Source organism: Gemmatimonas aurantiaca (assembly GCF_037190085.1).
Taxonomy (GTDB): Bacteria; Gemmatimonadota; Gemmatimonadetes; order Gemmatimonadales; family Gemmatimonadaceae; genus Gemmatimonas; species Gemmatimonas aurantiaca_A.
On sequence record NZ_JBBCJO010000003.1, the window covers coordinates 36,959 to 53,589 of the forward strand.

Annotated in this window: 11 protein-coding genes; 3 read left to right on the forward strand and 8 right to left on the reverse strand. The window is 65.6% G+C overall.

Annotation, left to right across the window (positions count from 1 at the left end):
* Positions 1-14: 14 nt before the first annotated feature.
* Complete coding sequence (gene mprF / locus WG208_RS04070) at positions 15-2,678, reverse strand: bifunctional lysylphosphatidylglycerol flippase/synthetase MprF (protein ID WP_337170053.1); 2,664 nt, start codon at positions 2,676-2,678, stop codon at positions 15-17.
* 161 nt (positions 2,679-2,839) lie between these two features.
* Between mprF and WG208_RS04075 the strand changes: the two genes are divergently transcribed.
* A complete protein-coding gene (locus tag WG208_RS04075) occupies positions 2,840-7,048 on the forward strand; it encodes an AcvB/VirJ family lysyl-phosphatidylglycerol hydrolase (protein ID WP_337170054.1) in 4,209 nt (1,402 codons plus the stop codon).
* Positions 7,049-7,051: 3 nt separating this feature from the next.
* Here the strand turns inward: WG208_RS04075 and WG208_RS04080 are convergent, their stop codons facing one another.
* Both WG208_RS04080 and WG208_RS04085 read right to left on the reverse strand, forming a co-directional pair.
* The gene (locus WG208_RS04080; protein WP_337170055.1) at positions 7,052-7,594 is read right to left on the reverse strand and encodes a nuclear transport factor 2 family protein; all 543 of its coding nucleotides are present in this window, start codon (positions 7,592-7,594) and stop codon (positions 7,052-7,054) included.
* Between the two features lie 7 nt (positions 7,595-7,601).
* Positions 7,602-9,149, reverse strand: coding sequence for a methyltransferase (locus tag WG208_RS04085; RefSeq protein ID WP_337170056.1), 1,548 nt, complete (start codon positions 9,147-9,149; stop codon positions 7,602-7,604).
* 125 nt (positions 9,150-9,274) lie between these two features.
* Here WG208_RS04085 and WG208_RS04090 point away from each other — a divergent pair, with 125 nt between their 5' ends.
* Positions 9,275-9,700, forward strand: a complete 426-nt coding sequence (locus tag WG208_RS04090) for a hypothetical protein (RefSeq protein ID WP_337170057.1) — start codon at positions 9,275-9,277, stop codon at positions 9,698-9,700.
* Between the two features lie 36 nt (positions 9,701-9,736).
* On the opposite strand, the gene WG208_RS04095 is transcribed toward WG208_RS04090, so the two are convergent.
* The 4 genes from WG208_RS04095 to WG208_RS04110 form a co-directional block, all read right to left on the reverse strand.
* Positions 9,737-11,965: a penicillin acylase family protein gene (locus tag WG208_RS04095; protein WP_337170058.1), complete on the reverse strand. Its 2,229-nt coding sequence runs from the start codon at positions 11,963-11,965 to the stop codon at positions 9,737-9,739.
* Complete coding sequence (locus WG208_RS04100; RefSeq protein WP_337170059.1) at positions 11,962-12,522, reverse strand: RsmD family RNA methyltransferase; 561 nt, start codon at positions 12,520-12,522, stop codon at positions 11,962-11,964. The genes WG208_RS04095 and WG208_RS04100 overlap by 4 nt, the downstream gene beginning before the upstream one ends.
* Before the next feature lie 3 nt (positions 12,523-12,525).
* Complete coding sequence (locus tag WG208_RS04105) at positions 12,526-12,915, reverse strand: group II truncated hemoglobin (protein ID WP_337170060.1); 390 nt, start codon at positions 12,913-12,915, stop codon at positions 12,526-12,528.
* Positions 12,916-13,027: 112 nt separating this feature from the next.
* On the reverse strand, positions 13,028-13,783 hold the full coding sequence (locus WG208_RS04110) for a hypothetical protein (protein WP_337170061.1): 756 nt from the start codon (positions 13,781-13,783) through the stop codon (positions 13,028-13,030).
* A gap of 600 nt (positions 13,784-14,383) precedes the next feature.
* Here WG208_RS04110 and WG208_RS04115 point away from each other — a divergent pair.
* Positions 14,384-14,932, forward strand: coding sequence for a nuclear transport factor 2 family protein (locus WG208_RS04115; RefSeq protein ID WP_337170062.1), 549 nt, complete (start codon positions 14,384-14,386; stop codon positions 14,930-14,932).
* Between the two features lie 68 nt (positions 14,933-15,000).
* Here WG208_RS04115 and WG208_RS04120 read toward each other — a convergent pair whose 3' ends face one another.
* Positions 15,001-16,575, reverse strand: a complete 1,575-nt coding sequence (locus WG208_RS04120; RefSeq protein WP_337170063.1) for an FMN-binding glutamate synthase family protein — start codon at positions 16,573-16,575, stop codon at positions 15,001-15,003.
* Between the last annotated feature and the right edge of the window lie 56 nt (positions 16,576-16,631).

Consider the following 16,631-nt stretch of genomic DNA (forward strand, 5'->3'; position numbering starts at 1 on the left):
TGGTGGGTCGCCGTCTACTTCCGCACGATCCCGCTCACACCGCCAGCAATGAGCGTGGCCACGTTGGCCAGGACACGCGGCAGGGCGATCCCTCCCGGCGACGCCAGATATCGCGGCTCCCACACGGGTGAGAATTTTTCCTTGAATGCCCGGAGTCCCTGGAAATTGTACAGCGACTCGCCTCGGCCGTAGAGAAAGGTCCCGGCGCGCGCCCACAACGGAGCCAGCTCGGGACGCGCGAGCGCCGGATCCACCAGCCCCGCCAGTGGCGTCATGCCCAGGTTGGCCGCCCGATAGCCGTGCGCCTGTCCCCACAGCAGCAACTGCACGAACAGCAGGTCCATCGTCCCCCGGGGAGCATCGGCCGTGCGCCGCATGAGATCGGGAGAGACCTCGCCGCCCGCCACGCCGGTCCAGACGTTGGCGAAAGCCACGATGCGGGTCCCGTCGGGGTGATGCTCGCGGATGAGTGCGGTCGGAAAATGCCGCAGATACCGTTCGTCGAAACGTCCGAGGGAAAACCCCTTTTCGCGCCCGGTCTTCTCGCCAAGCCACTCGTCGGAGATGCGACGCAATTCCGGCAACAACGGTGGAACCTCCGCGGCCGGCACCATCACGAACTCCAGGCCGCCTTTTTCCGCGTCCTTGAGCACGCGCCGCATCCACTTGCGCTCACCGCCGTCGAGGGAGAAATGCGTGAGCGGCACCACGGCCTCTTCACCCAGCTTGAGCAACGTGAGACCCAGGTCGATGTACAATGGCAATCGCGGTGGCGTCACCTGGTAGAACACCGGCCAGGCGCCGCGGGCATCGGCCTCTTCGCGGAATCGCCACGCCACTTCCAGTTGTTTCGCTCCATGTCCCACCGGATCGCCCATCGAGATCCAGCTGCGTCCCGACACGCCGTACATCACGAACGCATCGGCGTCGTCGGAGAAGATCAGTGCCTTGTCACCCAGCAGCGCGAGTGATGCCGTGCTTTCGGGCACCTTCTGGATGACCGCATAGGCACGCGCGAGTTCGTCATCGGTGGGAAGCGCCGGCTGATGAATGGCCGGACGGAAGAGACGCCACAGCCCCACCGTGAGCATGGCCACGATCACTCCGGCACTCGCCCTGAGAAAACGCGGCGCGTTGCCGCGCACGGCGAATTCCCACCACAGATCGTTGGAGAAGTCGACCCGCCGATAGGCGAAGAACCCCAGCCAGATACTCGCCCCCACCACACCGATCACCGCCACCATCCATCCCGGTGTCAGAAAATCCGCGGTGAGGGTCGTGGGGCGATAGAACGCCCGACGCGATGCCACGACGGCCAGCAGCACCACGCCCAGTGCCGCGGCTTCCTCCCAGTCCAGCCCCTTGAGCAGCGATGTGGCTATACCGAGGGTCAGCACGGCCACGGTGGCGCCCCACGCCGCGTCGAGACGCCGACGCAGCGCGGCCCCCAGGACCAGAAGCCCCACGCCGGCCAGGCTGGCCGCGAAGTGGCTGAGTTCCACCAGACCGAGTGGCAGGACGGCTGTGAGCGCACGGACGCGACCATGGGCCGCGGGTGTCGCACCGGAGAAGAGCAGCAGCGCGCCGCCCACGAACGTGCTGAGTCCCACCACCGTCGGCAGCAGCGGCTGCAATACCACCGCCACACGGGTGGCTCCGCCGATCACGCTGGCGGCGGTCGATGACACCGTGTCGAGCAGTTCCGGCACCCGCGCGCTGTGCTGGCGCACTTCGATGATGGCGAGTGTCACCAGGCCGATCGCGAAGGGCACGAAGTAGTACACGACGCGATACGCCACGAGCACGGCGAGCAGTTCAGCCGGTGGTGCCATGCCGCGCAGCGCCACCAGCATGATCGACTCGAAGACCCCGAGGCCTCCGGGAACATGACTGGCCACCGCCACGAACTGCGCGAGCACGAAGACACCGAGAAAGGCCAACGGCGGCAACGCATGTCCCGCGGGCAGCAACTGATACAACACCAGTCCTGCCACCCCCCAGTCGAGCAGGGCCAGCACCACCTGCGACAACGCCAGCCTCACCGGCGGAACGGGAATCGTCCACGATCGCCAGACCAGCGGCCTGGTGGCACGGAACACTGCCCATCCCACATACCCGATCACCAGTCCGAGCAGCAGCACACCGAGTGCACGGGCCAGAAGCACGGGCAATCCCAACACACCCAGCATGGCCTGCGTCTCGAACGTGAGTGCAAGACCGCACACGGCCAGTACACCCACCACGAACGTGGCGCTGACAAAACCCGCGGCCTGCGCGATCTGCTGCGTGGAGAGTCCCCACATGCTCCAGAAGCGCACACGCACGGCGCCGCCGGTGAACAGGGCGAACCCCAGCGTCTGACTGAGAGTGTAGGCCAGCAGCGACGTCCGGACCGCACGCAGTACACCCAGCGATGTGCCGACATACCGCAGTGCGAGCAGATCGTAGCCACACAACAGCAGATACGAGAGTGCCGTGAGCGCCGAGGCGCGCTGCAGGGCGTCTCCCGGAATGTTCTGGAGCGATGCCCGCAGATGCGCATAGCCCGTGCTCGCCAGTTCGCGGTGCATCACATGCAGCGCGAGGCCGAGCAGCAGCAGAATGGCAACGGGGGGAGCCCAGGCCCGCCAGGCTGCGCGCTCCGTGTCCTCTGTATGCTCGCGATCGTCGAGGGTCATGCGATTCCGGTGGGCATGGCGTGCAATGTGTCCCCTGTGGCTGACGCCACCATGACAGAAACAGATCATGCATGTTAGCTGTCTGTCAGGCACGACGGCTTTTCTTTCGAGAAACCCGGTGGCGCTTCATCCGCCGCCTCCGTGATTTCCGAGAGGTCCTCATGTCCGACACCGCCACGCCGATCCAGCCCGTCTTCCTCGATCCCTCCGGTCGGCGGTGGCGCCGGTTGCGTCAGGCTGGAATGATCTGCGGTGCACTGGCTGCGATCGGCGTGCTCTATCTGGGGTTGGGCATTCTCGTGCCGCCCGTGCTCCCCGACTGGCAATATGCCGTCGGCAACGGCCATTCCGCACCGGCGGACAGCCTGCACGGTCATTCGTGGCGGGACCGCCTGCAGTGGCGTCGGCACACCCGTGCCCGCACCCGGTTGCTGGCGACCGTTCAGCCTGCCACTGCACAACCTGCCAATGCACAACCATCCGGTGCCGCACGTCTCCCGAACGATCGGACGAGTCTTCCGCGTACGCCGCGCGCCGGACGGCCCATCAATCGGGCCACGCCCATTCACGCCGGCTTCTACGTCAACTGGGACGACGATGCCTGGCAGTCGCTGTCCCGTCATGTACAGCAACTCGACTGGGTGATCGCGGAATGGGGCTTTCTGCGCACCAGGGATCTCACACTGCAGATGCGCCCCGATCAACGGGTCATCGATCTCCTCGCCCGGCAGCCCGCGGATCGTCGGCCGCGTTTGCTCACGATGATCACCAATGTCGACAGCGGCGGCGCTTCGTTCTCCGGCGCGCGGGTGGCTGCACTCGTGGCCACACCCGCCACACGCGCGACATTCGTGCATGATGTCGTCGCCATGGTGCAGCGGTATCAGCTCGCCGGAATTGTCATCGATTTCGAAATGGTTCCGGCGTCGGCCGAGCGGGGCGTGTCGTCACTGCTGCGTGAACTGCGTCGGACACTGCATCCCCTGCACGCGATCGTTGCGGTCACCGTCGCGGCCGACGCCGATGTCCGCACCGTACGGCGGTGGAGTCGGCCCAGCGACATGACCATCGCCATGCTGTACGATCAGCACAGCAGCCGGGATGATCCGGGTCCGGTGGCCGCGCAGTCGTGGTACGAGGAAGGGGCGCGGCGTCTGCTCACCGTGGTTCCCGCCGATCACCTGCTGCTGGCGTTCGGCGCATTCGGCTACGAGTGGAACGATGCCGTGCCGTCCACCCAGGCCTCCGCCATGACCTACGCCGAGGCGCTGGCCTCGGCACGGACCCATCGTGTGCTGCCGCAATGGAATCCCGACGCCATGCAACCGGTGATCCAGTGGACCGATGCCGATTCCACCGATCACGTACTCTGGTACCTCGATGCGGTCACGAGCTGGAATGCCATGCACGCGGCATCGTCGCTGGGGGTGGCCGGTGAAGCCGTGTGGAGACTGGGTGCCGAGGATCCCGCGCTCTGGCGCGTGTTTGGACGCCGCACCGACCCCGGTGCCTGGAACGAACTGGCCGAACTGCCGCCAGGGTACGGCGTGGAAATGCAGGGTGACGGTGAATTGCTGCGGGTCACCGCACATCCCACCGCCGGCGAGCGCCGTCTGCAGTACGATTCCACGAGTGGTCTCCTGACCGACGAGCGTCTGCTCACGCTGCCCACCTCATGGACGGTGGAACGCGCCGGCGCCAGTCATCCGCATCGTGTGGCCCTCACGTTCGACGACGGACCGGATGGCACCTGGACGCCCATGCTGCTCGACACGCTGCGTTCGCGGCATGCTCCGGCCACCTTCTTCGTCATCGGGGATCAGGTGCAGCAGCATCTGGCCCTCACCCGCCGCATTGCCGCCGAAGGACACACACTCGGCAGTCACACCTTCTCGCACCCCGATCTCTCGCGGGTGTCGCCCTTCGTGACGCGCCTCGAGCTCGACGCCACGGCCCGTCTGCTCGAAGCCGCGGTGGGGCGTCACACCATGCTGTTCCGTCCTCCGTATTTTGGTGACGCCGAACCGAGCACCATCGACGAACTCGTGCCGGTGGAAGCCGCCACGTCGCTCGGGTATGTCACCACCGGTGTGCACATCGACACCGACGACTGGCAGCGCCCGGGTGTACGGGCCATCATCGATCGGACGCTGGCACAACGCGCGCGCGGCAATGTCGTCCTGCTGCACGATGGCGGGGGCGATCGATCGCAGACCGTCGCTGCCATCGGTCAACTGATCGACAGCCTGCGGGCCCGCGGTGACACCATCGTTTCACTCGAATCGCTCGTGGATGCGCCAGCGCATGCGTTCATGCCCCCCCTCTCGGCGGATGCGGCCAATCGTCGGTGGCTCGCCCTCGGAGGGTACAGCGCTCTGGGCGCGCTGGAGTGGTCCATTGTGACGATCATGGGCGTGGCGGTGTCGCTGGGCGTCGTGCGTCTCGTGCTGTTGACCGGACTCGCGGTGCGGCAGCGCCTGCGCTCGGCCCGGACGGCGCCGGCGATGCACGGCGTGACGGAAACCGACCTCTACGCACCGTCGGTGAGTGTCATCGTCCCGGCGTACAAGGAGCAGGCCGTCATCGTCGCCACGGTGAACAGTCTGCTGCAACAGCAATACGCCGGCCCGCTCGAGGTGATCGTGGTGGACGATGGATCGCCCGACGACACCTATGCCATCGCACGCAACACGTTCGCCGGCAACGAACAGGTCCTCGTCCTGACCAAGGTCAACGGGGGAAAGGCTTCGGCGCTCGATCTCGGTATCGCACGGGCACGTGGGGAGATTCTGGTGGGACTCGATGCGGATACCGTGTTTGCCCCCGACGCCATCGCGCAGCTCGTGCAACCGTTGCGTGATCCGGTGGTGGGCGCCGTGGCCGGCAACGCCAAGGTGGGGAATCGGCTCAACCTCGTGACCCGCTGGCAGGCCATCGAGTACATCACCAGCCAGAATCTCGACCGACGGGCTTTCGCCGATCTCGATGCCATCACCGTGGTGCCCGGCGCCATCGGAGCCTGGCGTGCCTCGGCCGTGCGGGAAGCCGGTGGTTTCACCCATGACACCCTCGCCGAAGACCAGGACCTCACCATCACGCTGCGACGTCGCGGATGGCGTATCGCGTATGCCGACCGCGCGGTGGCCTGGACCGAGGCGCCCGACACACTGCGTGCGCTGGCCCGTCAGCGCTTCCGCTGGGCCTTCGGGACGCTGCAATGTGCCTGGAAGCATCGCGACACCCTGCTCCGGCCACGCTTCGGCACGCTGGGCCTGATCGCGATGCCCAACACCTGGCTGTTCCAGCTGGCATTCACCGCCCTCTCGCCACTCGCCGATCTGCTGTTCCTTTTCAGCCTCGTGCGCGTGATGGTGGTGTGGCGGGAACATGGCGCCACGTATGCGCGTACCGACATGCAGCATATCCTCACATTCTACCTGCTCTTCGTGCTCACCGAAGTGGTGTCGGCTCTGATCGCCCTGTTCATGGAACCCGATGAAGATCGCCGGCTGGCCTGGCTCGTGCCGTTGCAGCGTTTTGCCTATCGTCAGGTGATGTACGCGGTGGTGCTGCGCTCCATCGCCGCCGCGGCCCGCGGTCGTCTCGTGGGCTGGGGCAGTCTCGAACGAAAGGCCACGGTCACGCCGCTGCTGCCCGCGATGGCGCTCTTCTGTTGTGTCGGCTGTCTCGGGGTGTTTCCTGCCCGCTCCCTCCAGGCCCAGGAGCTCACATCCGCACAGCTCAGGCGTTATCCGCTGACGGAACTCCCCAGTCCCACGGGGCGCACGCTGGCGCTCTTCTGGAGTGGCGACGGTGGCTGGAAGGAGCTCGTCGACGGGGTATCGAAGGAGTTCGTGAAGCAGGGTGTGGCGGTGGCCGGCATCAACTCCCGCGCCTGGCTCACCTCTGCCACCCGCACCCCCGATTCACTCACGTACGACAGTGCGGCGCTGCTCCGCCACTACATGGCACGCTGGCAACGCGATCGCATTCTGTTGGTGGGATACTCCCGCGGCGCGGGGTTTGCCGCCATGCTGGCGGAGCAGTTGCCGGCCGATCTGCGCACCAGGGTGGAGGGTGTGGTGCTGCTCGGCATGGAGCACACGGCCAGTTTCGAATTTCACCTCATGGATCTGGTGCGCACCGTCAACCGGCCCACCGACATCCTGGTGAAGCCGTACATCGAACGCATCGTCAATGCGCCGGTGGTGTGTGTCTATGGCACCACCGAAGGGGATACGGTGTGTCCGGAACTCGACGCGAAGCGCATCCATCTGATCAAGCGGGATGGCGACCATCATTTCGATCGAGACTACACCGCCCTCGCGCGCGACGTACTGGCCATCGTCACGGCCGGCACGTCGCGCTGACGTTCATCGCGTCCACTGCTCGCAGCCGGTGGTGCGGCGGGTATCGGCAATCTCGAGAATCTTCCACGCGCCGTCGTTCCTGACGAGCAGAAAGTGGTCGATGCCGCAGTGGGAGAACTTCGGTCCGATGAAGAGGCCATAGTCCACCCACACCGACGCCAGTGTGCCGTCGATGTGCACCCGCTCGTTGCGGATGCGCTCGTCGATCTTGTCGGGACGAGGCGTACCCACCGATTTCACGAACCCGTCGGCACCCTGTTCGATCGTCACCACGGGCGCGCCGTTGCGCGTTGCCGCCGTGATCATGCGCAGCCGAGGGTCGAACACCGACCGCACCATCGACGAATCGGCGGCGCGCATGCCGTCGAACAGACGCCGCACCACGGCCATGACGGCCTGCTGCTCTTCCGGCGCACCGATCGACTGGGCCGCCACCGGCAAAGCGGTCACGCCAAGGGCGCCGGCCGCCAGCGCCGCGGAACAGAGGGAAAACCACACACGGCGCCGGAAACGCGCGCGGGCGAGAACGGGGCGGGAGAGATTCATGATCACATCACGAAGAGGTGGAGTGGCGGGGGAATGGCAGGAGATCCGTTTCCAGCACGCCCTCGGCGACCAGAGGCACCATGGTGCGCATGAACTGCCGTGGATCGAGATCGGCGGGGATGCCTCCTTCCTCCTGAATCTCGCGCAGCAGCTCGGCGAATGTCCGCTCGCCGGTACAGGACGCGAGGAACGCCGCATCACCGGCGTTTACCGGTACCCGTCCGGGAAACGGATACGTCACGGTCACTTCGCCTTCCTGCGGCACCCAGCGTTCCTCGGCGTCTGGATCGACGCCATACGTCAGCGAGAACTGCGCCAGAGGTGACAGGCGGGGTCGTGCATTCAGCAGACGGTCCAGACCGTGCTCCCCCATTCCCAACAATGCCTGCAGCCGCAGCAGCCATTCCGCTTCCGCCCAGCGCGTCTGTCCATCACGCTGCACGGCGATCGTTCCGCCCTTGCGCCGGCCATCGTGCCGGCGAAGGATGATCGTGCAGAACTCGACGCGCTGCACGGCGAGTTCCTGGAAGTACCGCAACTGCGATACGATGTCCGGTACCTTGTCGTCGGTGGCCTTGAGCAGCTGCTTGGTGAAGTGCGTGGCGAGATCCGTGGCCCCGTTGCCAAGCAGCACCATGTCGAACGCATCACCAGCGGCTCCCAGCATCTCCCGGACGCGCAGTGAGGCCGGCGCCTCAGGCCGCGCGGAGATGATGCACGTGCAATGGAAGATGCCGCCGGGCGCGAGAAACTCCGCCACACGCCCGAGGATCGCCCGCGTGATCTGCTCGCCGTCCTCTCCGCCATCCCGATAGATCACCTCGGTCGTGGCCGCCGGTACGTAGGGCGGATGCGCCACGATGCAGTCGAACTGCTCCCCTTCCACCGGCGCGAACAGGTCACCCTGCAGAGCGCTCACGTTGGGCAGTCCGTTCAGGAGCGCATTGAAGGCCGCGAAATGCGTGGAACGCGCGGTGATGTCCACGGCCCATGCCTGTGCCGCCCCGCTCCGTGCGGCCATCAGGGCGGCCACACCGGTTCCCGAGCAGAGCTCGAGAAATCGCTGCCCGGGAACGAAGGGCATCGTGGAGAGGAAGGTGCGCCCGGAGTTCGTGATGGCCGGATAGACCAGGTCCGTCGTGCTCTCGAACAGCAGAAGTCCCGTGCCCGAGAATCCTGGACGGTCGGAGATCATGTAGATCCCCTCATTGGGATAGAGCAGTACGGTGCCCGTCAGTTGGCCATCGAGCTCCACCGCCAATCCCAGACGCATGAGCAGCGCGCTGCTGCCCGGGCCCACCAGACGCTCCACCTCGCTCACCGGCAGCGAATAACAGTCGAGGAAGAGTCCGATCAGGATATCGAGTCCCCTCTCCGGAACGGCATCGTGCCGCGCATGCTTGCGCATGCGGAAATCGTAGATGGCCGGACTCTCGGTGCGCGCACAGATCGGCGCGACGTCGTATTCGTGCGCGGCGAGCAGCGCCCGCAGTGCCTCGAAATCGGCGGCCGATGCATCGAGCCGGGGCAGCGGGCTCACGGGTGACGAAGACACGGCGGGAGGCACGAACGATGCCTCGCCTGCCCGGTGAGGATCGGGTAGCATTTCAGTGGGCATGTCGCATATCGTATCGCTCACACCAGACGCCGACAATCATCCCGCTCCGGCCCGGATCTCCGATGCGTATCGTCCCTGCTGTCGTACTCCCCGGCTTCGTGGCCGCGCTCGCGCTTGGCACTCCGTCGCGGCTCGCGTCACAAACCGCCTCGTTCCCGCAGATCGGCACCATTTCCGGCGGCAATCCGGTGCTGCTCGAAACACGCACCGTGAAGCGCACTCCGCAGGAGATCACCGCGACGCTGCGCGTGCCGTTCACCAAGCCCGCGAAGGTGGCGGGTGGGGAATGGTTCGGTTCACGCACCCTGGTGGCGGTGCGCTGCACCGAGGGGACCGTGGCCGTGAAGGAGAACCGCTATTACGCGGACGCGAAATTCACCAAGGTGGCCAACGAGAAGATCGTCAAGATTCCCGGGTATGCCGCGCCCGTGCCGGGTTCGGTGCCCGCCGTGGCCATGGCGCATCTGTGCAAACCAGCCGCGCGATGACAGGCGGAAACCCGCCATCGCACGACCGTCGTTCACTCACTTGCTGCCGGGCCGATACGTGCGCGTCGCATGCTGCTCTACGTCGGCGCGATAGTAGTTCACGTCCTTGAAGTTGCCGGCCGCATACCGTTCGGCCTGATTGAAGAAGTAGGGCGACGACGGATCGCCGCTCACCCCACCGGCGAGCACACTCTTCGCCCGCACCCGGGGCCCGAACTCCACCGCCGCCACGAAGCTGTTGCCACGATTGCCGTAGATGCGCTTCGTGGTGCGTGCGCCCGTCTGGCCGAATGCCGCCAGCGATCCCCAGTTGGCCGACGCGAACGGCACCGCGATGCTCGGCTTGTTGTCGTCGAAGCCCGCATCGATGGCCCCGCTCAGACGCTGATACCGATTGATCTCGCCCCAGGGGGTCTTCCAGGTGCCGAAGTCCCGCGTGAGACGATCCAACGCGCGTGACAGGGCGCCGAGCACCAGCGCCGCCGGCGCCTTGGTCTTCACGAACTCCAGCATCGGCGTGCCGGCCGCGCGGGCCGGGGCGGCCGCGGCCTGGGACACTTCTTCACCGTAGGCATTGGCCAGCGCCATCGGCACCGAATTCGCGGCAAAACGGTAGTTCCATCCACGAAGCTGCGCGATCTGTTCGGCCAGCTTCATCTTGAGCGAATCGCCGGCCGGCAGTGCATCGTACGCCGCCAGCAGCGGCGGCATCAACTGTTCGAACGCCGGCAGATAGCTGTCATAGGCCGCCCCGATCAGACCATCCAGCGTGAAATCCTTGCGTCCCTGCAACACACGCACCGCATGCACGCCACGCGGATTGTCTTCCCGCTGCGCCGACATGTACACCGGCCAGTCGCCGATCTTCGGACTGTCACCACCCGACGCCGTGAACGGCCAGTTGTTGGTGTTCATGATCCAGCCGCTCTTGGGATTGATCACCGTGATCATCTCGTCGAGCGTGTGCAGTCCCTGCCAGTCGTTCTTCGCGTCGGTGCCGTCCACCGGCTTCGTGAAGTCGATGCCGGCGTTGCGCTTCGGGATGAAGTTGCCGTGGAAGTACGCGATGACCCCATCCGCATCCGCGTACATGGTGTTGTTCGACGAGTTCGTACGCAGCTCCATGACCTTGCGGAACGAGGCGTAGTCTTTCGCCTTCGTGCGCAGATAGCTCTGCTGGAGCGCCTTGAGCGGTTCCTGCATCAGCGCCACCGCCACCCACTTGCCATTCTGCGACCGGATGATCGGACCGTGCTGCGTGAAGTACGCCGTCACCGTGCGACGCTGCATCCCCGACGCGGTCTTGTACGGCAACACGATGCGCCTCGCCGTCACGGGCTTCTCCACGCCGGCATGCCGGTAGGTGAAGCCGGTCCCCTTCGGCGTGACGGTTTCTAGATATTCGTCGATGACATCGCCGCCACCCGACGTGTGCATCCACCCCAGACGGCTGTTGAAGCCCTGGTAGATGAAGAACTGTCCCCATGTCACCGCGCCATACGCATCGAGTCCCTCTTCACTCGCCATGTGGATCTCGGGGCGGAAATAGAAGGACGTGTGCGGATTGATCATCAGCAGCGCGTGGCCATTGGTCGTGTTGCCGGGCGCGATGGCGAATCCGTTGGAACCGCCGGGCTCCTGCCCGAACGGGGACAACGCAGCATCGGCGTCGCTCGTGCCATTGGCCGCGTCGGCATCCCTGCCCGCTCCACTCCCCGAACCCCCGGTCCCGCCGGGTGCGCCATAGAACTGTTCGATGCCACGCAGATTCACCGACTCGATGTCACCACCGATGCTGCCTTCGCTGAACGTCAGCGCCATCCACGGCTCGAAACGCGTGATGAGACGCGGCTTTACCTGCGGATGCGTGTGCAGATAGTAGTTGAGGCCGTCCGCGAAGCCGTTCATCAGGGCCTTGAGCCACACCGGACTCGCCGCATACTGCTTCTTGATGTCCAGGGTGTCGATGAACAGCTTCATGCGCAGATCGCGCCAGATCTCCTTCTCGCCCTCCACTTCGGCGAGACGTCCCATCGCGTTGATGTAGTTCGTTTCCACGCGATTGAAATCGTCCTCGGCCTGCGCGTACACCATGCCGAACACCGCATCCGCATCGGTCTTGCCGTACACGTGGGCAATGCCCCATTGATCGCGGATGATCGTGACGCGCTGCGCCTGTTGTGCCCAACGGGCCGGCTGCGCGGGGAGGGAAGGAGCGGCGAGCAGCAGGCTCGCGGCCACGAGACGACGGAACCGGGTGGTCATGGCAAGGCGGGGACGGACGGAGAGACTCCGCGACGATACACGGAGATGGCGCTGTCTTCGAGCTGAATATGCTGGACGACGATCGGACGCACAGCCTTGGGAAGCTGATGCGTGCGCGCATGTTCGGCTACCAGGATGGTCGACCAGGGTGCCTGCTGCCAGCGCTCGATGAGCCGGTCGAGCATGCGGGATTCGTACGGCGGGTCGGCAAACGCGAGATCGTACCGATCGGGTGGCAATGCGTCGGCAAAAGGCAGCGCGTCCTTTTTGTACACGCGCACTTTCTCGTTCACCCGCAGCGCGGCGATGTTGGCCTTGAGCGCATGCAGACTTGCCGGACGGAATTCCACGAAGTCCACGTACTTCGCGCCACGCGACAACGCTTCGAGTCCGATCGCTCCGGTGCCGGCAAACAGGTCGATCACCCGCGCGCCTTCGAGATCGTGGCGCAGCAGTCTCATCATCGCCACCCGGACCGGCTCCGCCGTGGGACGCACACGGAAGTCGTTGGGTGAGGTGAGATTGCGTCCCGCGAACTTCCCGCCGACGATGCGCACCGATCAGCCGGGCTGATTGCGCATGTGATCGGCCAGCGCGTGCAGGCGCTCGCGCAGGAAACTCTTGGTCTCCTCGGGCGCCGCATGCTCGGCCAGTGCACGATCCATGCACCAGAGCCATTCGTCGCGCTCCCGCTCCGCGATGGCGAACGGGAAATGCCGCATGCGCAGACGCGGGTGGCCATACTGCTCCACGTAGAGCTGCGGTCCACCGGTCCAGCCGCTCATGAACATGAACAGCTTCTGCCGCGAGACCTTGAGACTGGCCGCGTGCAGTGCCCGCACGTGGACGGCCTCCGGTGCGGTGTCCATCAGGTCATAGAAGCGGTCCACCAGCGTGCGGATGCCCGCGTCCCCGCCCAGTTGTTCGTAATGCGTCTGCTCGTGCGTCATGGTGAGAAAAGCCTAGTCTCACGCGCCGACACGAAGCAAGGCGCCCGATGGCAACCGATGGCAACCGATGGCAACCGATGGCGGACGGTGAGAGTCCGCTCAGACGGCGGCGTCAATAGCGCGGATAGCGGCTTCCACCGATGGAGCCGCCAATGGCGCCCCCGATCACCCCGCCGATGACACCACCGATCACCGTGCCCGTGGTCGCGCCGCCGTTCCGGCCACGACGTCCATCGTTGGGTCCGCAATGGTCCACGCCGGCCGATCCGCCGCGGATGATGACACCGATGACGCCGCCCATGCCGCCGCCACGCCCCCGTCCCATGCCCTCGCTGCCACGTTCTCCGCGTCCTTCATCCATGACGCCGCCGGCCGATGGCCCGCGCTCCGTCGGATAGGAAATTCCACCGGCCGAGGGCATATGCGCAGCCGTGTCAGGGGCCGGGGCCGGCGTGGGCTCCACCCGCTCGGCCACCACCACCGCCGGAGCGGGTGTCTCATCCACCGTGGGCGCCACGGCGGTTTCCTGCTCTTCCGCCTGCGGTGTCGGACGCGGAGCCTGACGCGGTGTGGCCACCGCTTCCCGCCGTCCCCGCTGGTTGCCGCTGGGCGCCCCGGGCCGACCACCCTCGATCGCCGAAACCACCGCCGTGCGTGGGCGCTGCGCGTTGACCGCCATCTGGAGATCGCGCTCGAGATCGGCCGTCATCGTGCCCGACTCTTCGCCGCCACCACACCCCGCCATGCCGAGGGCCGCCGACGCTCCGAACAGCGCGATCCAGGCGCGTCGCCTCGCGGACCGACCCGCCAAAAGCCGCTCGGACCGCGGATCCGACTCCCGCCTGGAGACCTGCATGAGTGCGCGCACGGAAACCTCCGGCCGGTAAGCCGATGGGGTGCCGGCCGGGCCGGCAGTGGGGAACGGACAGGGACCAGACGTCTGAGACGCCGGATCCATCGGTCGATAGTGCAATTTTCGCACCATGTCTGATGCGACGTGTTCTCCTCTGAGGCCGTGGCGACACGTCCAATACAGAGGACACCAAGTGTCTCTGGAGGGGACAAACACATTCGCGCGCATTCGGCCAGCTTTGGGAGGACCTCAAGGATTGAGGGGCGCCCTGCGGGCGCGATACCTGCAGGATGAACTGCTGGATAAACGCAGGATCTGTCCGGGGTGGGGAGCCAGCGATGTCGCGTGACGGACAGGTGGGGTTTCAGGGATTGAACTACGGGAGGAACGAGCGTCGGATGAAGCCCGTGACTCTCCGCAGTTCAATTTCAAAAAATCAGACTGTCACCAGCGCGACATCCCCGCCGCCCGCACTGGACAAATCCTGCATTTATCCAGCAGTTCATCCTGCGGGTATCGCCGCCGCAGGCGGCCCTCAAGCCTTGCCCCCCGCCCAGATGTCCGCCATGCGCGCTATCCCCTCCATGTCCCCCATGCCCGCCGCCCGCTGACCACGTGCGCCTCTCACCCCTCGCCCTCCTGCTTCCACTGCTGCTCGCCTGCACCGATCCCACCCGGATCCCGGCCGCCGAGCGCCGCGCCATTGCCGACAGCCTCAGTGCGCTCGTCGTGCAGGCGTACGACTTTTCGCGACCCGGCGCGCCGGAGCGATTGCTCGCGCTCTATCCCGACAGTGGCCGGGTCATTTCAGGAGTCGCCGGACGGGTCACCACCACGCGGGACACACTGGCCGGTGAAATACGCGGCTTCTGGGATCGTGTGGGACAGAACATGCGCAATCCGCATTTTGTCCTCGGCTCCACCTACGTCGACGTCATCACCCGCGACGCCGTGGTCATGACGCTGACCTACAGCATTCCGCACACCACACCGCTGAACACACCGCACGTGGTGAGCGGCGCCTGGACCATGCTCTGGCGCAATCAGGGAGGTCGCTGGGTCATCGTGCAGGAGCATTTGTCGGACACCCCGGAGAGCACGGCCCCGGGGCCGTCCGTCGTGGCCGCACCAACCGCCGACTCGACCACGACGCATCGACACTGACAACCGTGCTGACAGCTGCGCTGACAACCGCACGACAGAACCGCAACACGATCGATCACGGGACGACGTCAGAACTGCGTGATGCTCGCCAGCGCCCACGCCCGCGACATGCCCGTCGTCGCCGGGCTGCTGAACAGTTGCCCGGGCTCCAGCTGCGGATAGATGTCGGCGTAACTGCGGATCTCCATCGCGCTCACCCGTTTCATGATGAACCACGGCTTGAGATCGCGCGGACGTTGCAGCCCCGTCGCTCCGAGCACCTCGAGGAAGCTCTTCACGGTTTCCCGGTGATAGCGGGCCACACGATGTGATTTGTCCCCCACGTGCAGCCCGTTCACCAGCGCCGGATCCTGGGTGGCCACGCCGGTGGGACAGGCATTGCTGTTGCACCGGAGCGCCTGGATGCAACCCAGTGCGATCATCATCGCGCGCGCCGCATTGCAGACGTCGGCCCCCAGCGCCACCTTCGTGGCCATCGCAAACCCCGTATTGACCTTGCCCGACGCGATCACACGAATGCGGTCGCGCAGTTCCGTGCCCACCAGCGCATTGTGCACGAACGACAACCCTTCGTTGAGCGGCGTGCCCACCGAATCGGAAAATTCGATCGGCGCGGCACCCGTGCCGCCCTCGCCACCGTCCACCGTGATGAAATCGGCGAGAATGCCCGTCTCGAGCATGGCCTTCACGATCCCGAGGAACTCGTGACGCTTGCCCACGCACAGTTTGAAACCGATCGGCTTGCCGCCGGAAAGCTCACGCAGCTGCCTGATGAACTGCACCATCTCGAGCGGCGTACCGAACGCCGAATGCGCCGGCGGAGAGATGACATCGTGCCCCGGTTCCACATGACGGATGTCGATGATCTCCTGCGTGAGTTTCGCCGCCGGCAGAATGCCGCCATGTCCGGGCTTGGCACCCTGCGACAGCTTGATCTCGATCATCTTCACATTCGGCAGTGTCGCACGCTCGGCGAAGGCGCCCGGATCGAAACGCCCCTGCTTGTCGCGGCAACTGAAATAGCCCGTGCCGATCTGCCACACCAGGTCGCCGCCCGGTTCGAGATGATAAGGACTCAGTCCGCCTTCGCCGGTGCTGTGCGCAAAATTCCCCATCTTCGCACCGGCGTTGAGCGCCAGGATCGCATTCTTGCTGAGCGATCCATAGCTCATGCCCGACACGTTGAAGATCGACGCCGAGTAGGGCTGCGTGCAGTCCGCTCCGCCAATCGTCACCCGTGCCTGCTCCGGATCGGGGTGAACCGGCGCCAGGGAGTGATTGATCCACTCGTACCCCGTTTCGTACACGTCCTTCTGCGTGCCGAAGGGCAACGTGTCGAGATCCCCCTTGGCGCGCTGATAGATGACCGAGCGGTCGTTGCGACTGAACGGCTTGCCGTCGCTGTTCGACTCCACGAAGTACTGGTTGATCTCCGGGCGGATCATCTCCATCAGGTACCGGGCATTCCCGATGAGCGGGAAATTGCGCCGGATGGCCTGCTTGGTCTGCAGCATGTCCACGATACCGCGGGCGATCGCCGGCAGCACGAGTACGTAGGCCCAGAGAATCGGCGGCCACACCAGGGAGAAACCGGCGATCGCCAGCACCACGATCGCCGAAAGCGAGAGAAAGAGAATGCGCATGGGCCAATAGTACCCCCATTGTCACCTGGTGTTGAGATGACCGTGCGTAGATTGTG